Here is a 19,875-nt window from a genome sequence, read left to right as displayed (position 1 = left end):
AAGGAAGCAGGATTTTTACGCTTTACGATTGTTCCAGTCATTAAGGAATGCTTCAATTCCCGCTTCCGTTAGTGGGTGTTTAAATAGTTGGTGTAACACCTTTGATGGACATGTTGCAATATGTGCACCATTCAGTGCAGCCTGTGTGACATGCATCGGATGACGGATTGATGCTGCAATAATTTCTGATTTGATGTCATGCATAATGAACATTTCAGAAATCGTGCTGATCAGATCCATTCCATCATGACCAATGTCATCAAGACGGCCAAGGAAAGGTGATACATATGATGCACCTGCACGCGCTGCCATCAGTGCCTGATTTGCACTGAAAATTAGTGTGACATTTGTTTTAATGCCTTCTTTTGCAAATGCTGCAGTTGCTTTCAGACCATCAGGTGTCATGGGGACTTTAACGGTGATATTCGGTGCGATTGCAGCCAGTTCTTTCCCTTCTCTGATCATGCCTTCCGCATCGAGAGAAATCACTTCTGCACTGACTGAGCCGTCTACAAGTGAGGTGATTTCCTTCAGGCGGTCGTGAAATGAAATGCCTTCTTTAGCTACGAGCGACGGGTTTGTCGTTACCCCATCTATGATCCCCCAGCTGTGCGCTTCCTTGATCTCATCCATGTTTGCTGTGTCAATAAAAAATTTCAATGTGATCCCATCCTTTGTATGTAGTTTGTTTGTGATAACCGTTGATCTGCGCTTCAGGCGGACGCTTTCCGGACGGTTGTTGCTGAGCCTCCTCGGCTGCGCCTGCGGGGTCTCAGCTTCCAACTAATCGTCCCGGAGTCGCCGCCTTACGCTCCGATCAACTTTGTGTGACTTTGATAAATTTAATTACTAACTAATGTAACAATTTTCTTTCAATTAAAAAAGACAAATTTCAGATGAATTTGGTCTGAATACAGACTTTTATCAGTGCGAGTTAATGACAATTCTATACTCGGACTCTAAAGACGGTTATCAAATTCATCACAAGTTTTTGTTTTATTAAAGTCCATTATTCTATTCGCACAGCTGATCATTGTAGCGGAAGGGGGCGACTCCTGCGGCAGGAAAGGACAGGTGAGACAGAGCATGGCGCAGCCTGCTGGCTCACCGCCCGGCCGCGGAAAGCGCCCCCCTGAAGCGGAAATGATCAGCCCGCTTTAACAGAGAAAAATATTAAAAAAAGGCTGACTCAAAAAACGGTTGGGCCGCTTATTCGAAAATAAGCGGCTTGCCTGTTTGTGAGCCAGCCTCTTTTGATATGACTCAATTTCTACCCCATGAAACCGAGTGACGAGTTACGCCTTGCTTGATGAACCAAATTCACGCATTTTACCGATTACTGTTTCTTTAATCACTTCACGCGCTGGTCCAAGATATTTACGTGGATCATATACTTCTGAGTCAGCAGCAAGTACTTCACGTACTTTCTTAGCTGATGCAATCTGGTTTTCTGTGTTCACGTTGATTTTAGCTGTTCCGTAAGAGATCGCTTTTTGGATATCTTTTGTTGGAATGCCTGTTCCGCCATGAAGAACGATTGGTACGCCTGCTTCGTTACCGATCTGCTCCATTTCCTTGAATCCAAGGTTCGGTTCGCCTTTGTAAGGACCGTGAACTGATCCAAGAGCTGGTGCAAGTGTATCGATACCTGTGCGCTCTACTAGTTCTTTACATTCTTTAGGATCTGCATAGATCACGCCATCAGCGATCACATCATCTTCCTGACCGCCTACAACGCCAAGCTCAGCTTCTACTGAAACGCCTTTAGCGTGTGCGTATTCAACAACTTTAGAAGTTACTTCCACGTTTTCTTCGAAAGGACCGTGAGAAGCGTCAATCATGACAGATGTGAAACCTGCGTCGATTGCTTCTTTACACTTGTCAAAGCTTGATCCGTGGTCAAGGTGAATTGCTACTGGTACAGTAATGTTTAAGTCTTCTAGAAGACCTTCAACCATTTTCACCACAGTTGTAAATCCGCTCATGTAGCGGGCAGCACCTTCAGAAACTCCAAGAATTACAGGTGATTTTTCTTCTTCAGCAGCCTGAAGAATCGCCTGAGTGAATTCAAGGTTGTTCAGGTTGAACTGACCTACTGCATAGCCCCCATCCTTCGCTTTGTTCAGCATATCTGTCATTGATACTAATGGCATAATTAGTTTCCTCCTTTAAATAAACGGCCTAGCTGGTGCATAACCATTTTCTCTAGTATCATACCAAAGGTTTTAGGATTTTACCATGCCAGCCGCTTATCTTTTAAAATTAAGGCGTGCTAATTTGCCTTTATATGCTCTTTTACAAGGTTTCTGATATCCTGAATGTCAAATGGCTTCGTGATGTGTGTAAGCGCTCCCAAAGACTCTGCTTCCTGAATCATGCCGAGTTCACCGTACGCTGTCATAATGATCACTTTGACCTCTGTTTCCTCTTCTTTCATTTTCCGTAAAATTTCGATTCCATCCATGCCTGGAATTTTCATATCCAGTAACACAAGATCCGGCTCTTCTTTTAAAAGCGCAAGAGCCTCCATTCCGTTTGCTGCCTGATAAGTCTGGTACCCCTCTTTTTCCAGAATTTCATTCAGTAGAATACGTATGCCAAATTGATCATCTACAATTAGTACTTTTTCCACGTTTTACACCTCTTCTTTGTGATACCCAACCCACCCAGTTTCGCTTTGTATGTATACTTCTTAATAATAGAGTAATCTGGTCTGTTTCTCAATCAGCCCTTATTATGGTACATTCAACACAAACGGATGAGTTCCTTCCTATTATTAGAGAAACCGTTTGCGCTTTTTCGACAATGCTTATTAAAGGTAGCTGTTGATTGCAGTGAGAGGGGGACTTCGCGGCCTGCCGCTGAGCCAGCAGGCTTCGTCATGTTAGTCTCACCTGTCCCTTCCTACCACAAAAGTCGCCCCCTTCCACTCCAATCACCAGCTGTGCAGGTATTAAAATGGGCTTTATTAAACATTCGACAAAAAATGCTAATAAATACTGAAAGGATGATTGTTATGCTTAAAATGTTTACTACGCAGCTGACCGGATTATTCGGCAGGCTGCAGTCTAAAGAAGAGATGGAAATTGAGAATACTGCACGGCTTTTCGCTCAGGCTTATGTTGGTGACGGCTCCCTTTATATAAAAGGATTTGGCGAAATGGCAGGTGTTGCTGCTGAAGCCTTGCAGGGTGAGGAACCGCTTGAAGGCGTGCGCGAATTGCAAGATCCTAGTGGATTGACAGTAGCTGACCGCGTTCTTCTTGTGACACGAAGAACGACTGATCCGCAGGCGCTCGCTTTTGCAGAAAAGCTGATTGAAGCAGAAGTGCCTTTTGCTGTGATTGCAGGAAAGGTTAAGGATGCTGAAGATGACCTGCAGGAAAAAGCAGATGTTTTTCTGAACACACAGACTGTACGTGGCATGCTGCCTGATGAAACCGGCGGACGATTCGGTTTCCCTTCGCTGATGGCTGCGCTTTATTTATATCATGGCGTGAAGTTTGTACTAGATGAGATTTTAGAGGATTATTAATGAGTAAAGTTCCTATTCCATTGCGATAGGAACTTTTTTTGCTGGTTACGCTTTTTTACGAGTACAGAAAAATACGATGATGCCAACTGGAATGAGCGCGAAACTTGCGTAAATACAGCTCCATTTAATCGCTGTAAAGAAAGGAGCAATGGTTGCGAAAAGGTCTAGCCGCTCCGGATAGAAGCTCATAACCAGTGCTGTGCTGAGGTTTTCAAGGTAGTCAAAAATCAGACCGAATAGCGGTAGCAGAATAATTACTCCCCATTTAGAACGCTGAACCGGCTTGAACAGCAGACCAAGGGTGGTCGTCAGTAACAAAAAGTATGCGACCGGCCAGACGACATCAAATGTATACCGCGCCTGAACGTAGTATGCACGCCCCTCTTCACCATAGGTATCTGCAATAGAATAGAGTGTTTCAGGTGTGTAAAAGAAGGAGCTGTCCGGTGATTCAGATGTTCCGGTGACACGTGAGGATTCAGCCGCTTCATCCGGCAGAATAAAGCCGAGAAATGCTAGGAAAATGAGTAAAGATACGAGCCAGGTTTTCCAATTTGACCATCGATAAAGCTTTTTCATCTGATCACCCCTTTTGTTCATTATACCCAGTTACGTCGGTGCAGGCTAAAAAAATCCCCCACCCCATCTGAGGGCGGAGGATGATGATCTATTATTTCTTCATTGTCGCTTCAATAAAGTCTCTGAACAATGGCTGCGGACGAGTTGGGCGTGATGTGAATTCCGGGTGAAACTGTGATGCCACGAACCAAGGATGGTCAGCAAGCTCAATGATTTCTACTAGACGGCCATCAGGGCTTGTACCTGAGAATAGGAATCCCGCGTCTTCCATTTTCTCACGATACTGGTTATTGAACTCGAAGCGGTGACGGTGACGTTCGTAAACGACTTCATTGTCATATGCTTCGAATGCTTTTGTGCCTTCAGTCAGTTTACATGGATACAATCCAAGACGCAGCGTTCCACCGAGGTCTTCGATATCCTTCTGCTCAGGAAGCAGGTCAATGACCGGGTATGGCGTTGTAGGGTTGATCTCGGCTGAGTGAGCACCTTCCATGCCAAGTACGTTACGTGCAAATTCAACGCTTGCAAGCTGCATACCAAGGCAAATACCCAGGAATGGCGTCTTTGTTTCACGTGCATAGCGGATTGCTTCGATTTTACCTTCAATTGCACGATCGCCGAATCCACCAGGGACTAGAATTCCATCAACGTCACCAAGCTCCTGCTCTACATTTTCACGAGTCAGCAGTTCAGAATTCAGCCATTTTACTTCAACATCAGCGTCAAAGCTGTAGCCTGCATGGCGCAGTGATTCTACAACTGAAATATAAGCATCCTGCAGCTCAACGTATTTACCAACAAGCGCAATCGTTGTCTTTTCCTTCAGATTACGTACACGATCAACAAGCGCATTCCATTCAGTCATTTCAGGCTGAGGTGCATCAAGTTTGAAGTGATCACATACGATCTGGTCCATGTTCTGTGCCTGAAGCGCAAGAGGTACAGCATAAAGTGTATCTGCATCTGTTGCTTCAATCACTGATTTCTCATCGATATCACAGAATAGCGCAATCTTGTCTTTCATATCCTGAGAAATCGGATTTTCAGTACGCAGCACAATAATATTCGGTTGAATACCAAGGCTGCGAAGCTCTTTAACACTGTGCTGTGTCGGCTTTGTTTTCATTTCGCCGGCTGCTTTAATGTAAGGCACAAGCGTACAGTGAACGTACATGACATTTTCACGGCCTACGTCACTCTTAATCTGACGGATTGCTTCAAGGAATGGAAGTGACTCGATATCCCCTACTGTTCCGCCGATTTCAGTGATCACAACATCTGCGTTTGTTTCACGGCCTGCACGGAAAACGCGCTCTTTCAGTTCGTTTGTGATATGCGGGATGACCTGTACAGTTCCGCCAAGGTAGTCACCGCGACGCTCTTTTTTCAGTACAGTCGAGTAGATCTTACCAGTTGTGACGTTGCTGTATTTGTTCAGGTTGATGTCGATAAAACGCTCGTAGTGACCAAGGTCAAGGTCAGTTTCTGCGCCGTCATCTGTGACGAATACTTCACCGTGCTGGTACGGTGACATTGTTCCCGGGTCTACGTTAATGTATGGGTCGAACTTCTGGATGGTTACGTTCAGCCCTCTGTTTTTTAAAAGGCGTCCAAGTGATGCTGCTGTGATTCCTTTACCAAGCGATGATACTACGCCGCCTGTGACGAAGATATATTTTGTTGACATGTGTATTTCTCCTTTCGGGTTTACGGGTGATGTAATATATAACCGTTGATCTACGCTTCAGGGGGACGCTTTCCACGGGGACGGCGGTGAGCCTCCTCAGCTTCGCCTGCGGGGTCTCACCTGTCCGTCTTCTCCCGTTGGAGTCGCCCCCTTCCGCTCCGATCAACTCTGTCTGTAGGAATAAATTCCTTTACCAGGGACGAGCATGCACGACAATATATTTCACTCTATCCAGCTGCTCCTTGGAGTTCAGGACGGAGACTCCTGCACCAGGAAGGGCAGACGAGACCCTGCAGCGCGAAGCACGAGGAGGCTCGGACGCCCGGGTGCGGAAAGCGTAGTCCTGAACGGAAAGGAGCAGCGGTTTTAAAGAGTTTTATAAAAAATAAAAAAGCGCCCCTCCTGCGTGTGAAACGCAAGGGAGCGCGGATATTTGTGTTTGATCCCTTTAAAGGGAGCCCAAATAAAATACTACCATCAAATTTTAAAAAATCAAGAAAGAATTAAATGGCGGAAAAGACTGACGATTTACAGATTATCCTCATCTTCGTCTTCGTCGAGGTCATCATCTTCTTCATCGTCGTCAAGATCATCGTAATCCACATCGTTTTCGAATTCTTCACCATCGATGTCTTCAACATCTTCAACTTCATCGTCGATTTCGTCGTAGACAAGATCGTCTTCTTCGTCATCAAGATTATCAAAGTCGAGATCTTCTTCTGCTTTTTTCTTCTTTTTAGACTTTGGCTTTTTCTTCGTTGTCTGGATTTCGCTTGTGATCTGCTCGTCCTCTACCTGATCAAGCGGATACCATGAACGAAGACCCCAGCCTTTGTCTGAGTCAAGGTAAATAAAACGGCCGTCCATGTTCAGGTCTGTGTAGAACTGAACGATTCTTTCACGCGCTTCTTTATCTGTTACACCTAGCAGGCGTTTCCATTCTTCGACCATGTCGTTAAATGTCATTGAGTTGTGGTTGTCAACGAGCAGCTGGTGTGCGATTTCTATAAATGAATATTCACGCAGGTCTTCTACTGAGCGGTTTTTTAGTTCCATGCTTAGCACTCCTTTGGTTTGGGTGGTGTTGCTTTTAGAAGTTGATCTTCCACACCGCTGTCCTTTTCCGTGGGGGACTTCGCTTTCCTGCCCCCGGGCGGTGAGCCTCCTCAGGCTTCGCCTTGCGGGGTCTCACCTGTCCCTTCCTGGGGCGGGAGTCTCCGTCCCCCACTACAAAGGACAGCTGAGATGGATTAAACAGACAGATGTGTTTACAACTTAATTTAACTGCAGCAACTTTGTATAGAATTTCATTTAAAATACTTTATAAAAGTTCTTACATTCGCTTTAGCACCTAGTTGATTGAAGCGGAAGGCGGCGACTCCGGGACGATTAGAGGGAAGCTGAGACCCCACAGCCGAAGGCGAGGAGGCTCAGCAACCTCCGTCCGGAAAGCGTCCGCCTGCAGCGTAAATCAACGGTCCACTTATAAAGTATATAAATGAATTTAGCTCAAGGCATATGTTCCATTATAACCAAAGTTTTAATCAGAATGCCATAGTTACCATTGTTTTTTAGGAATTCTTTATTCGACCCTTTCTGGTTTCGCGCCATGCGAGCCAGTAGAATACGGCTGAGAGCATGAGAAACGGGACTGCTCCAACCATTCGGCTGTACAGATATAGGGTCAGCCCGGCGATCAGCAGTATGGAAGCGCTGAGAATAAGCAGTTTTTTCACTAAATCACGTCCCAATCAGAATGATTAGTCTCATTATAGTACAAAAAGAAAACTGCCGGGTAATAATCCGGCAGCTTTTACGGTAATTTAATCTTACATATTCCGACGGTACTGACCGCCAACTTCATACAAGGCGTGCGTGATTTGACCGAGTGATGCCACTTTGACCGTTTCCATCAGCTCAGCAAACAGGTTACCGCCTGAGACTGCTGTTTCTTTCAGTCTATTCAGCGCATCTTCTGCACTGTCAGCATGCGACTGCTGGAAGTTTTGGAGGTTTGTAATCTGTGTTTCCTTTTCTTCTTTTGTCGCACGTGCAAGTTCCATGCTGTCCATCTGATCTTCTGATGGCGGGTTTGGATTCAGATATGTGTTCACACCGATAATCGGAAGCTCACCTGTATGCTTCTTCATTTCATAGTGCATGGATTCTTCCTGGATTTTACCGCGCTGATACTGCGTCTCCATTGCGCCAAGTACGCCGCCGCGGTCATTGATCCGTTCGAATTCCTGAAGAACCATTTCTTCTACAAGGTCAGTCAGTTCTTCGACGATAAATGCGCCTTGTAGCGGATTCTCATTTTTACTTAAGCCATGCTCCTTTGTAATGATCATCTGAATCGCCATTGCGCGGCGGACAGATTCTTCAGTCGGCGTTGTGATCGCTTCATCATACGCATTGGTGTGAAGCGAGTTACAGTTATCCTGAAGTGCCATTAGTGCCTGCAGCGTTGTGCGGATATCGTTAAAGTCGATTTCCTGCGCGTGCAGCGAGCGGCCTGACGTCTGAATATGGTATTTGAGCTTCTGGCTACGCTCATTTGCACCGTATTTATCTCTCATCACAGTTGCCCAGATTCTTCTTGCTACACGGCCAATCACTGTGTATTCAGGATCAAGTCCATTTGAGAAGAAGAATGACAGGTTTGGTGCAAAGTCGTTAATATCCATGCCGCGGCTTAAATAGTATTCAACGTACGTAAAGCCGTTAGCAAGTGTAAATGCAAGCTGTGAAATCGGGTTCGCACCCGCTTCAGCGATATGATAACCGGAAATTGATACTGAATAATAGTTACGCACTTTGTGATCGATAAAGTACTGCTGGATATCACCCATCATGCGGAGCGCGAATTCTGTTGAGAAGATACATGTGTTTTGTCCCTGATCTTCTTTTAGAATATCAGCCTGCACGGTGCCTCGAACGACCTGTAATGTCTGTTCGCGCACTTCAGTGAACTCGTCCATCGAAAGCGTACGGCCAAGTTCTTCTTCACGCGCTTTTACCTGCTGATCAACTGCTGTGTTCATAAACATCGCCAGGATAATCGGTGCCGGTCCGTTAATCGTCATGGATACTGATGTTGACGGTGCGCACAGGTCGAATCCTGCGTAAAGCTTTTTCATATCCTCAAGCGTACAAATGCTGACGCCGCTTTCCCCGACTTTTCCATAAATATCAGGGCGGTGGTCAGGATCCTCACCATAAAGCGTTACCGAGTCAAATGCTGTACTCAGACGCTTCGCATCATCATCCTTTGACAGGTAGTGGAAGCGGCGGTTTGTTCGTTCAGGCGTCCCTTCACCGGCGAACTGGCGCTTCGGATCTTCACCCTTACGCTTAAATGGAAATACACCGGCTGTGTAAGGGAATGATCCCGGCACATTTTCTTTGTATACCCATTTTAAAATTTCACCATAGTCCTCAAACTTTGGCAGTGCCACTTTTGGAATCGACAGGCCTGACAGACTCGTTGTCTTCAGCTCTGTGACGATTTCCTTATCGCGGATTTTCGTTGTGAATTGATCCTGCGCATACAATTCTTTCAGCTGCGGCCAGTTTTCAAGAATCTTTTTAGATTCTGCTGAAAGCTGCTCCCATGCTGTTTCTTTCATTGTGTTAAGGACATCAACCGTTGCGTCCTCACCAGCTTCTTTGGCTGCTTCAATGCTGCCTTCAAGCTGGAAGAAACGGCGTGCAAGCTTCACCTGCTCCTCAGCACCTTTATGATAGCGGCGGACGGTTTCTGAGATCTCGCGCAGATAGTAACGGCGATCGTTTGGAATAATGACGTTCTGCTTTTCTACTTCAGCTTTTTTAGAAAAAGCGGTAGCCCAGTCTGTCTGCACTTTGTCATTCACTTTTTCAATCAATGCTGCGAAAAGTGCGTTCGTTCCCGCATCGTTAAACTGGGATGCGATCGTACCGAATACCGGCATATCATCTAGGTCCTGATCAAACAGCATGCGGCTGCGCTGGTACTGCTTTTGCACCTGGCGCTTTGCATCCTCAGAGCCTTTACGCTCGTATTTATTAATCACAACAAGATCTGCATAGTCGATCATATCGATTTTTTCAAGCTGTGAAGGTGCGCCGAATTCACTCGTCATCACGTACATAGAGATATCCGAGATCTCAGCAATTTCAGCATCCCCCTGACCGATTCCGCTCGTTTCAACGATGACCATGTCATAACCTGCAGCTTTTACAACAGAAATCGCATCACGGATCGCAAGTGACAGCTCACTTTTTGAGCCACGGGTTGCAAGACTTCTCATAAATACGCGATCAGAGAAGATCGCATTCATGCGGATTCTGTCTCCTAAAAGCGCCCCACCTGTTTTCTGCTTGGTCGGGTCAATTGAGAGAATCGCGACCTTCTTATCAGGAATCTCATTAATAAAACGGCGGATCAGCTCATCAGTCAGCGAGCTTTTTCCTGCGCCGCCTGTACCCGTGATCCCGATCACAGGCGCATGCTTCTCCTCTGCTTTCACCTGATCCATGATATTCTGCCAGACGTCACTGTCATCCTTCATGCGATATTCAGCAAGCGAGATGAATTTAGATACAACTGGAATGTCACCTGAAGTCAGTTCACTGATCTCATGCTTCATCTCTTTTTCAACCGTTGCATAGTCACACTCTTCAAGCATCCGGTTGATCATTCCCTGAAGCCCATTTGTACGGCCATCCTCCGGCGAAAAGATACGCGCGATTCCATATGCGTGAAGTTCTTTAATCTCACGCGGAATAATGACGCCGCCACCGCCACCATAAATTTTAATATGCGGGGCGCCGCGTTCTTTCAGCAGGTCATACATATATTTAAAATATTCAACGTGCCCACCCTGATAGGATGAAATCGCAATCCCCTGCACGTCTTCCTGAATTGCAGCGTTGACCACTTCTTCAACTGAGCGGTTATGTCCTAGATGAATCACCTCTGCACCGCTTGCCTGCAGAATTCTTCTCATAATATTAATTGATGCATCATGCCCGTCAAACAGGCTCGATGCCGTTACAAAACGAACCGGATTTTTTGGCTTATAAATTACTGGTTCATTTACTGCCATCGTTTATTCCCCCTTGTTCACCGCTGCCTGGTATCCCCTTACACCTTTCAGCAGCAGTTCGGTCTGTCGATCCGTATACTGGTCAATATTATATTCACGCAGCGCCCATCTTCTGAACGCCCACATCTGACCCTGTACGAAAATGTTCTGTGCGAGCAGATGAATTTCATCCGGCTCCATCACAAGTTCACCCTCATCCACGCATTTTTTAATCAGCGTTTCAAACATCTGTGTCATTTCAAGCTCTTTTTTCAACACGTACGGCAGTGCATCCTTCGAAAGTGACTTGGCTTCCTGATACATGACAAGTACTTCATCCTGCATGCTGTCGACGACTTTAAAATAATGTGCAATTCCTCTAGATAAAGACTGCAGCGTCCCGCCATCAAGTTCCATATCATGCAGGCGGACGCGAACTTCATCATAGATTCTGTCACAGACAAGGTAGAGCACGTCTTCTTTTGTGCGTATATATTCATAGAGTGTGCCGATACTGAATCCTGAAGCTTTTGCGATTTCACGTGTTGTGGTGCGGTGAAATCCTTTTTGCTTAAAAAGGGATACGGCTCCTTTGATCATTTGGTCGCGGCGCATTTCAATGAGCCGCTCGTCTTTTACTGAGGATTGTACTTCCCGTTTATTCTCCAATCGCATCCGCCACCTTTCACATTCTGATGGTCCATTGGCTAAAGGGACGTGTGGGTCTATTGCAATCGCTTATGATTTCCGCTTCAGGCGGACGCTTTCCGGACGGAGGTTGCTGAGCCTCCTCGCCTTCGGCTGTGGGGTCTCAGCTTCCCTCTAATCGTCCCGGAGTCGCCGCCTTACGCTCCAATCAAGGCTTTATAAGCAGACATACACTTTAAAATAGAATCAAATTCAAGCCATTCTGTAATAATCGTAAGTTTGATTTTAATAATCTATTAGAGCGTTGATTGTAGCGGGAGGGGCGAGACTCCTGCGGAAAAACGTGCGGGAGAGACCCCGCAGGGCAGTGGTTTTCTGCCCGAGGAGGCTCGAGCGTTCGTCCGCGAAAAGCGAGTCCCTTCCGCGGAAATCAAAAGCGTTTTTCTAAGCAACCACTAACTTACTTCGTCACCATACGGCCGATTACGAGGCGTTGGATTTCCTGGGTGCCTTCGTAGATCTGAGTGATTTTTGCGTCACGCATGTAGCGTTCAACCGGATAGTCTTTTGTATAGCCGTAGCCACCGAAGATCTGCACAGCTTCCACAGTTACCTTCATCGCTGTATCCCCAGCCATTAGCTTCGACATTGCTGATTCCTTACCGTATGGCAGACCTTCTGATTCAAGCCATGCTGCCTGGTACGTCAGCAGGCGTGATGCTTCGATGGCTGTTGCCATGTCTGCGATCTTGAAGGATACGCCCTGATTTGCAAGGATCGTTTTGCCGAATTGCTCGCGTCCTTTTGCATATTCAACTGATGCGTCAAGCGCACCTTGTGCGATGCCGACTGCTTGTGCTGCGATTCCGTTGCGGCCGCCGTCAAGTGTCATCATCGCGATCTTGAAGCCTTCTCCTTCTTTACCTAAAAGGTTTTCAGTCGGTACTTTTACATTGTCAAAGATCAGTTCAGTTGTAGGTGATGAACGAATGCCGAGCTTCTTCTCTTTTTTACCGATCGAGAAGCCTTCCCAGCCTTTTTCAACGATAAATGCACTCATGCCGCGCGTTCCTGCTTCAGGGTCTGTTACTGCGAAAATGATGTACAGTTCCGCTGCGCCGCCATTAGTAATCCATACTTTTGAACCGTTCAGTACATAATGGTCGCCGTTTTTCACAGCCTTTGTCTTCATTGATGATACGTCAGACCCTGCGCCTGGTTCAGAAAGTCCATATGCACCCAGCATTTCACCCTGAGCAAGCTTTGTAAGGTAGTGCTTTTTCTGCTCTTCTGTTCCGAATTTGAAGATTGGCCAACTCGCTAGTGACAGGTGAGCAGACAGTGTTACACCTGTTGAAGCACAGACGCGTGACAGTTCTTCAACTGCGATCACGTAGGCAAGGTAGTCACTGCCGATGCCGCCGTATTCTTCAGGCCATGGAATTCCCGTTAATCCAAGCTCAGCCATTTTATCGAAGATTTCGCGGTCAAAGCGCTCTTCTTCATCACGCTCAGCAGCTGTTGGTGCAACATCTTTTTCCGCAAAGTCGCGTACCATTTTACGAATCATTTCATGTTCTTCAGTTAACTTAAAATTCATGTTGAATTTCCCCCTATTTGGTCACGTGCTTACTGATCACGATTCTCTGGATTTCGCTTGTACCTTCATAAATCTCACTGATTTTTGCGTCACGGAACAGTCGCTCTGCCGGATAATCTTCTGTATAGCCGTTTCCGCCAAATACCTGAACGCACTCGATTGCGTTATTCATTGCAGTTGATGAAGCGAACAGTTTTGCCATTGACGCTTCTTTACCGCATGGCTTACCTTCCTGACGAAGGAAAGCTGCCTGATAGACTAATAGTTTTGCAGCTTCAGCGGCTGTTGCCATATCTGCAAGCTTGAAGCCGATTCCTTGCTGCTGTGCGATCGGCTTGCCGAACTGCTCACGCTCTTTTGCATAAGCAACTGCATGTTCAACCGCTGCTTCAGCAATACCTAGTGATTTTGCAGCGATCCCGATCCTGCCGACATCAAGGTTGCCAAGTGCAATCTTAAAGCCTTCTCCTTCTTCGCCTAAAAGGTTTTCAAGCGGCACTTTCATATCTTCAAATGTCAGCTGGACTGTGCGTGAACCGTGAAGACCCATTTTCTCTTCATCTTTTCCGACAACAAATCCAAGGAAATTCTTTTCTACGATAAATGCACTGATCCCTTTTGTACCTTTTTCAGGATCTGTTACGGCAAATACAATATACGTGTCTGCTTCCCCACCGTTTGTGATGAAAATTTTAGATCCGTTTAACACATAATGATCATCTTTTTTCACAGCACGTGTTTTCAGACTCGCAGCATCCGACCCTGCACTTGGCTCTGTCAAACAGAAGGCACCTAGGTGTTCTCCTGTCGCAAGCTTTGTCACGTACTTCTGCTTCTGCTCTTCATTTCCATAGTATAAAATCGGGTTTGTGCCGACTGATGTATGAACGGATAGAATCACGCTGACCACCGGACTTACTTTTGCCAGTTCATTGATCGCGATGATGTAAGACGTAAAATCCATTCCTGCACCACCGTACTCTTCAGGTACCGTAATCCCCATCAGACCCAACTCAGACATTTTATTTAAAATCTCACGCGGAAACTCTCCCGCTTCCATTCTTTCGATAAATGGCTCGATTTCTTCGCGCGCAAAGTCTCTCACCATTTTTTGCATCATGATTTGTTCTTCTGTAAATCGCAGGTCCATCTTTCTGATCCTCCCTGATGTTTATTCGTAGCTGTAGAAACCGCGGCCGGTCTTTTTACCGAGCCATCCCGCTTTTACATATTTGCGAAGCAGCGGACATGGACGGTACTTGCTGTCGCCAAATCCTTCGTGAAGAATTTCCATAATATAAAGGCACGTATCAAGTCCGATAAAGTCAGCCAGCTGCAGCGGTCCCATTGGATGGTTCATACCCATTTTCATGACATCATCAATGGCTTCCTTGCTCGCAACTCCTTCATAAAGCGTGTAGATCGCTTCATTGATCATTGGCATCAAAATGCGGTTTGAAACAAATCCCGGAAAGTCTTCCACTTCAACCGGTGCTTTGCTGAGCGTTTTCGTCATATCTTCAATTGCCTGATACACTTCGTCAGTTGTTGCCAGTCCACGGATGATTTCAACGAGCTTCATCACTGGTACCGGGTTCATAAAGTGCATGCCGATCACCTGTTCAGGACGATTTGTTGCTGCTGCGATTTCTGTAATTGGCAGTGAAGATGTGTTTGAAGCTAAAATAGCATGCGCTGGCGCTGCCTGATCTAATGTTTCGAAAATCTTTGTTTTAATGCTGATATTTTCTACTGCTGCTTCAATAATGAGGTCAGCGTTTTTCGCATCGTTCAGATCAGTTGAACGTGTAATGCGGCCGAGTGTGGCGTTTTTATCTTCTTCTGTCATTCTTTCTTTGCTGACTGCGCGGCTCAGGTTGTTTTCGATAACGCCGAGTCCGCGTGTGAGGAATTCGTCTTTCAGGTCGTTGAGGATGACGTTGTAGCCTGACTGGGCACAAACCTGTGCGATGCCACCGCCCATTTGTCCGGCGCCGATAACCATGACTGTTTTGATGTTCATTGGGATTCTCCTTTGTACTCTGATATGCCCTGTTGGCCTGCGCTCTGGACGGGAAGCTTTCCGCGGCCGGGCGGTGAGCCATCAGGCTGCGCCATGATCGTCTCACCTGTCCCTTTCTGCCGCAGGAGTCACCCGTCCTCCGCGCAGACCAACAGGGGATGTTGCAATGTACAATTCTTTTGCTATTCATAAGCCGCAGACCTGCGCTTCAGGCGGACGCTTTCCCCGGGGACGGCGCTGAGCCTCCTCAACGCTTCGCGTCTGCGGGGTCTCAGCTGTCCGTCACATCCCGGTGGAGTCGCCGCCTTACGCTCCGGTCTGCTAATACTTCTATTTATAAATTAATAGCATCCTGCAAAACATTTTGATTCTAAAAATCAGTAACCTCTTCGTACAAAATTCAAGATCAAACTTGAATCAGTACTGCGTCGCCCTGGCCTCCGCCTGAGCAGATGGCTGCGATGCCGAGTCCACCGCCGCGGCGTTTTAGTTCGTATGCAAGTGTAAGGATGACACGTGCGCCGCTTGCGCCGATTGGGTGACCAAGTGCGACTGCGCCTCCGTTGACGTTTACTTTTTCAGGGTCAAGGTTTGCAATTTTATTACTTGCCAGTGCAACTGCTGAGAATGCTTCGTTGATTTCAAACAGGTCGATGTCTTCAAGTTTGTGGCCTGTTTTTTCAAGCAATGCGTTGATGACAAGTCCTGGTGTTTGCGGGAAGTTTTTCGCTTCAACTGCTACTTCTGCGTGTCCAAGAATCGTAGCGAGCGGTGTCTTGCCTTCTTTTTCAGCGCGCTCGTCGCTCATTAATACCATTGCGCATGCACCGTCGTTGATGCCAGGTGCGTTACCTGCTGTGATTGTGCCGTCTTTTCCGAATGCCGGACGAAGACCTGCAAGTGTTTCAGGTGTCGTTCCTCTTCTGACTGACTCATCATTTTCAACTGTGATTGGATCACCTTTACGCTGAGGAACCTGAAGTGGCACGATTTCTTCAGCAAATACGCCATTATCGATTGCGTCACCTGCAAGCTTGTGGCTTCTAGCTGCCCATACATCCTGCTCTTCACGTGTCAAGCTGAATTCTTCAGCTGTTGAGTTTCCGTAAGTACCCATGTGAACGTTGTTAAATGTACAAGTCAGTCCATCGTGAACCATCATGTCTTTTACCATCTGGTCTCCCATACGGAAGCCTGATCTTGCTTTATCCATAAAGTAAGGTGCGTTTGTCATTGACTCCATGCCGCCTGCAACGATCAATGACTCGTCTCCAAGTCTGATCAACTGGTCGCCAAGTGTGACTGAACGCATGCCTGATGCACATACTTTGTTAATTGTTTCTGTTTTGACTTCCCATGGAATGCCTGCTTTTTGTGCTGCCTGGCGTGATGGGATTTGTCCCTGTCCGCCCTGCAGGACTGTGCCGAGGATGACTTCATCTATTGTTTCCGGTGCAACATTTGCACGCTTTAGTGCTTCTTTAATTGCTTCTGCTCCAAGGTCTGAAGCTGTAAATGATGCGAGTGATCCGCCCATTTTTCCGAAAGGTGTTCTTGCTCCGTCAATAATTACTGTTTTTGGCATTGTGATTCTCCCCTTTGTTTAACTTTGATAGCCGCTGATCTCTGCTCCGGGCGGGCGCTTTTCGCGGCCGCCCGGTGAGCCTCCTCAACGCTGCGCGTTTCCGGGGTCTCACCTGTCGCTTCTATGCCGCAGGAGTCGCCCGCCCTCCGCTACGATCAGCTGTGACTGCATCGAATAATACAGTCAGTCTAAAAGTAAATTTGAATCCGCTTACAAAAATGCATCCTTGACCTGAACATTCTGACTGTTTTCTGGCTGGGCGGGCGCGTGTTGACTGAACGCTCGCTCAGTAAATCCTCTTTAAAAAAGCCGATTTAACGGCATTTAAATGATGCTACCCCTTCTATTGTAAGCGATTTCAACCGTTGATACAAGTAGGATTTTAAATAGGAAGAGAGATTTCGGATCTGGTTTTGACACTGGATGCGGGTTCGACGGAAAGTGGTTCATGTTCGGCGTTTGAGCTGTGACGTTCGACGTTCATGAAGCTGTGTTCGACGCTCGTGGTGTAGTGTTCGGCTTATAAACACGAAGGTTCGCCACTTAGTATCAAAAGGCTTATGCCCGCTACTGCCCCGACATCTCTCCCAAAAAAAACGACCTGGCCGTCATCAGAAGCAGCCAGGTCGTTTGGTTTTATTAGTGTATGTGGGTGCGAATAAAGCATCTCCGCTTTTTCACTCTGTCCAGCTTCAGGCGCTAGCTCTTCGGGTCATAAGCCACGCATCGGTAAACGGGAAAATGCCCCCGTTTTCCGCTACGCGTCTTATGCCTGTCAGAGCTGAACGAGCGCCTTCCGCTTTTCTTTATTGTCCAGCTTTAGCGCCTAGATCCTCGAGTCATAAGTCAACCTGAGAAAACGGGAAAGTTCACCCGTTTCTCTCAGCTCGCCTTATGCTTGTCGGGTCTGGTCAAGACGCTTCCACTTTTCTTTATTAGGCAATATCCGCTGTCTGCGGTTTCCCAATCACACTCAGTTCAAGCAGCTCAGCGACATCCATCGTACCAACTTCTTCTTCAACTTCCTTCGCCTTCGTACCGTCTGACAGCATTGTCAGGCAGTATGGGCAGCCGGAGCTGATCATGGATGGTTCAACAACGAGTGCCTGTTCTGTACGGGCCACGTTGACGCGGTGGCCTTTGTCTTCTTCCATCCACATCAGTCCTCCGCCGGCGCCACAGCACATACCTTTTTCGCGGTTACGTTCCATTTCCACCAGTTGAACGCCCGGGATTGATTTCAGGATTTCACGTGGCGGATCGTATACTTCGTTGTAGCGGCCGAGGTAGCATGAGTCGTGGAAGGTGATCTTCTCGTTGACTGCGTGTACCGGCTTCAGCTTGCCGCGCTCCACCAGTTCCGCAAGTACTTCAGTGTGGTGGTAGACTTCAGCTTTTAAGCCGAATTCAGGATACTCATTTTTAAAAACATTGTATGCGTGAGGGTCGATCGTTACGATCTTTTTCACTTCATTTTTTTCAAACTCAGCAATGTTGGCATTCGCAAGCTCCTGGAATAAAAATTCATTTCCAAGGCGGCGCGGTGTATCACCTGAGTTTTTCTCTTTGTTTCCGAGAATCGCGAATTTCACGCCTGCTTCATTCAGCATTTTTGCAAATGACAGGGCGATTTTCTGGCTTCGGTTGTCAAATGAACCCATTGATCCAACCCAGAAAAGGTATTCGAATTCTTCGTCTGCCTTTTTCATTTCTTTGACTGTCGGTACCACAACATCTTCACGTGCTTCTCTCCAGTTTTCTTTTTCTTTACGGTTCAGACCCCACGGATTACCCTGACGCTCAATATTTTGCATTGCGCGCTGTGCATCCGGCTCCATCTTACCTTCAGTCAGTACAAGGTAACGGCGCAGATCGATGATTTTATCAACGTGTTCGTTCATGACAGGACACTGATCCTCACAGTTACGGCACGTTGTACAAGCCCATATTTCCTCTTCAGTGATGACGTCACCGATCAGGCTTGGGTGGTACATATCAATCGCCGCTTCAGTACCGCCGTTTGCTGCAGCTGCTGCGATTTGGTTGCCTTTTGTCTGAGCAAATGCAGGTGCCGGTACCCACGGAGACTGTGACGTTACAGCCGCTCCTGTAAATGTCAGGTGGTCTCGGATTTTTGTGATCAGATCCATCGGCGACAGCATTTTACCTGTACCTGTTGCAGGACACATATTCGTACAGCGTCCGCATTCCACACACGCGTAGAGGTCAATCATCTGAAGCTGCGTGAAGTCTTCCACTTTCCCAACACCGAACGTTTCCTGTGACTCATCTTCAAAATTAATGCTGCGAAGCTTACCAGGATTATCAAGACGGTTGAAGTACACGTTGATCGGTCCTGCAATTAAGTGCGCGTGCTTTGACTGCGGCACGTATACTAAGAAGCCTAACAGGAATAATAAATGTACCCACCATGCAAAATAGAAAATCACTGCGTTCGCTGTAGCACCCATCCAGCCGGTTGCAAGTGCGATAACTGATGCGACAGGCTCTGTCCAAGTCGGTTCATGGTCGAAGAAAACAATCCCTGCACCATTTCCAAGTAATACAGATACCATTAGTCCGCCGATAAAAATCAGTACAAGTCCTGATTTAAAACCCCTTTTCAGACGGACAAGCTTTTCCATGTATCGGCGGTAGAAAGCCCAGGCGACTGCTACTAGAATCATTAATGTGACAAGTTCCTGGAAGAATGTAAATCCAGGGTAGAAAATGCCAAGCGGCAGATGTTCACCAGGTACAAGTCCTTTATAAATAAAGTCAATTGCGCCTGCCTGCACAAGCAGGAATCCGTAGAAGAACATGACGTGAATCATTCCGCTCTTCTTATCCTTCAATAATTTTTTCTGGCCAAATACCTGAACCATGATCTTTTTCATGCGTTCTTTGACGTTGTTATCAAACTCTTCTTTTTTACCGAGTTTGATAAAGTCATAGCGCGATTTAACCAGATAGCCAAATAAATAGACTGCGTAAGCGGTTACAAGAATGAACGCAATCCAGTTAACAATCAGCAAAATATCCCCAATGCTCATGTTCGCTGCACTCCTCCCAAAGTTGTCTGACTCTTTCTTATACTCATTATATAATGAATGAGCATTCAGTCAATGGATTTTCAGAACTTTTCT

General features: G+C 46.7%; 14 protein-coding genes. 1 reads left to right on the top strand and 13 read right to left on the bottom strand.

The window, feature by feature from the left end; translation table 11 throughout:
- Positions 1–15: 15 nt before the first annotated feature.
- From fsa to ACH6CZ_RS08835, 3 genes are all read right to left on the bottom strand, one after another.
- Entirely contained in the window at positions 16–660 is a 645-nt protein-coding gene (gene fsa, locus ACH6CZ_RS08845; protein ID WP_039811614.1) for a fructose-6-phosphate aldolase, read from the bottom strand.
- 635 nt (positions 661–1,295) lie between these two features.
- Complete coding sequence (locus ACH6CZ_RS08840; RefSeq protein WP_374097067.1) at positions 1,296–2,153, bottom strand: class II fructose-bisphosphate aldolase; 858 nt, start codon at positions 2,151–2,153, stop codon at positions 1,296–1,298.
- A 119-nt stretch (positions 2,154–2,272) separates the two neighbouring features.
- A complete protein-coding gene (locus ACH6CZ_RS08835; RefSeq protein WP_374097066.1) occupies positions 2,273–2,632 on the bottom strand; it encodes a response regulator in 360 nt (119 codons plus the stop codon).
- Positions 2,633–3,016: 384 nt separating this feature from the next.
- Here ACH6CZ_RS08835 and ACH6CZ_RS08830 point away from each other — a divergent pair, with 384 nt between their 5' ends.
- Positions 3,017–3,535, top strand: a complete 519-nt coding sequence (locus ACH6CZ_RS08830) for a DUF2529 family protein (protein ID WP_374097065.1) — start codon at positions 3,017–3,019, stop codon at positions 3,533–3,535.
- Positions 3,536–3,580: 45 nt separating this feature from the next.
- Here ACH6CZ_RS08830 and ACH6CZ_RS08825 read toward each other — a convergent pair whose 3' ends face one another.
- From ACH6CZ_RS08825 to ACH6CZ_RS08780, 10 genes are all read right to left on the bottom strand, one after another.
- On the bottom strand, positions 3,581–4,114 hold the full coding sequence (locus ACH6CZ_RS08825) for a hypothetical protein (RefSeq protein ID WP_374097064.1): 534 nt from the start codon (positions 4,112–4,114) through the stop codon (positions 3,581–3,583).
- A 91-nt stretch (positions 4,115–4,205) separates the two neighbouring features.
- Entirely contained in the window at positions 4,206–5,804 is a 1,599-nt protein-coding gene (locus tag ACH6CZ_RS08820; RefSeq protein WP_374097063.1) for a CTP synthase, read from the bottom strand.
- A gap of 528 nt (positions 5,805–6,332) precedes the next feature.
- Positions 6,333–6,860, bottom strand: a complete 528-nt coding sequence (gene rpoE, locus ACH6CZ_RS08815; protein WP_374097062.1) for a DNA-directed RNA polymerase subunit delta — start codon at positions 6,858–6,860, stop codon at positions 6,333–6,335.
- Between the two features lie 773 nt (positions 6,861–7,633).
- The gene (gene icmF / locus ACH6CZ_RS08810) at positions 7,634–10,894 is read right to left on the bottom strand and encodes a fused isobutyryl-CoA mutase/GTPase IcmF (protein WP_374097061.1); all 3,261 of its coding nucleotides are present in this window, start codon (positions 10,892–10,894) and stop codon (positions 7,634–7,636) included.
- Between the two features lie 3 nt (positions 10,895–10,897).
- The gene (locus ACH6CZ_RS08805) at positions 10,898–11,488 is read right to left on the bottom strand and encodes a TetR/AcrR family transcriptional regulator (RefSeq protein WP_374097452.1); all 591 of its coding nucleotides are present in this window, start codon (positions 11,486–11,488) and stop codon (positions 10,898–10,900) included.
- 493 nt (positions 11,489–11,981) lie between these two features.
- Positions 11,982–13,121 carry an acyl-CoA dehydrogenase gene (locus ACH6CZ_RS08800; protein WP_374097060.1) on the bottom strand — a complete coding sequence of 380 codons (1,140 nt, stop codon included), beginning with the start codon at positions 13,119–13,121 and terminating at the stop codon, positions 11,982–11,984.
- A gap of 13 nt (positions 13,122–13,134) precedes the next feature.
- The gene (locus tag ACH6CZ_RS08795) at positions 13,135–14,271 is read right to left on the bottom strand and encodes an acyl-CoA dehydrogenase (protein ID WP_374097059.1); all 1,137 of its coding nucleotides are present in this window, start codon (positions 14,269–14,271) and stop codon (positions 13,135–13,137) included.
- A gap of 21 nt (positions 14,272–14,292) precedes the next feature.
- Positions 14,293–15,144: a 3-hydroxybutyryl-CoA dehydrogenase gene (locus ACH6CZ_RS08790; RefSeq protein ID WP_374097058.1), complete on the bottom strand. Its 852-nt coding sequence runs from the start codon at positions 15,142–15,144 to the stop codon at positions 14,293–14,295.
- Positions 15,145–15,550: 406 nt separating this feature from the next.
- Entirely contained in the window at positions 15,551–16,729 is a 1,179-nt protein-coding gene (locus ACH6CZ_RS08785; RefSeq protein ID WP_374097057.1) for an acetyl-CoA C-acetyltransferase, read from the bottom strand.
- Positions 16,730–17,664: 935 nt separating this feature from the next.
- Entirely contained in the window at positions 17,665–19,782 is a 2,118-nt protein-coding gene (locus ACH6CZ_RS08780) for a heterodisulfide reductase-related iron-sulfur binding cluster (RefSeq protein WP_374097056.1), read from the bottom strand.
- Positions 19,783–19,875 lie beyond the last annotated feature (93 nt).

The organism is Jeotgalibacillus sp. JSM ZJ347 (assembly GCF_044383825.1).
In the GTDB taxonomy this organism is placed as follows: Bacteria; Bacillota; Bacilli; order Bacillales; family Jeotgalibacillaceae; genus Jeotgalibacillus.
This window is presented reverse-complemented; position numbering and strand designations above follow the sequence as displayed.

Excerpts from the sequence above, each read along its gene's own strand:
- ACH6CZ_RS08805 (WP_374097452.1), bottom strand. The coding sequence starts at position 11,488 with ATGCGCCGCGACCAAATGATCAAAGGAGCCGTATCCCTTTTTAAGCAA.
- ACH6CZ_RS08800 (WP_374097060.1), bottom strand. The coding sequence starts at position 13,121 with ATGAATTTTAAGTTAACTGAAGAACATGAAATGATTCGTAAAATGGTA.
- icmF (WP_374097061.1), bottom strand. The coding sequence starts at position 10,894 with ATGGCAGTAAATGAACCAGTAATTTATAAGCCAAAAAATCCGGTTCGT.
- ACH6CZ_RS08780 (WP_374097056.1), bottom strand. The coding sequence starts at position 19,782 with ATGAGCATTGGGGATATTTTGCTGATTGTTAACTGGATTGCGTTCATT.
- ACH6CZ_RS08825 (WP_374097064.1), bottom strand. The coding sequence starts at position 4,114 with ATGAAAAAGCTTTATCGATGGTCAAATTGGAAAACCTGGCTCGTATCT.
- rpoE (WP_374097062.1), bottom strand. The coding sequence starts at position 6,860 with ATGGAACTAAAAAACCGCTCAGTAGAAGACCTGCGTGAATATTCATTT.
- ACH6CZ_RS08830 (WP_374097065.1), top strand. The coding sequence starts at position 3,017 with ATGCTTAAAATGTTTACTACGCAGCTGACCGGATTATTCGGCAGGCTG.
- ACH6CZ_RS08840 (WP_374097067.1), bottom strand. The coding sequence starts at position 2,153 with ATGCCATTAGTATCAATGACAGATATGCTGAACAAAGCGAAGGATGGG.
- ACH6CZ_RS08820 (WP_374097063.1), bottom strand. The coding sequence starts at position 5,804 with ATGTCAACAAAATATATCTTCGTCACAGGCGGCGTAGTATCATCGCTT.
- ACH6CZ_RS08795 (WP_374097059.1), bottom strand. The coding sequence starts at position 14,271 with ATGGACCTGCGATTTACAGAAGAACAAATCATGATGCAAAAAATGGTG.
- ACH6CZ_RS08790 (WP_374097058.1), bottom strand. The coding sequence starts at position 15,144 with ATGAACATCAAAACAGTCATGGTTATCGGCGCCGGACAAATGGGCGGT.
- ACH6CZ_RS08785 (WP_374097057.1), bottom strand. The coding sequence starts at position 16,729 with ATGCCAAAAACAGTAATTATTGACGGAGCAAGAACACCTTTCGGAAAA.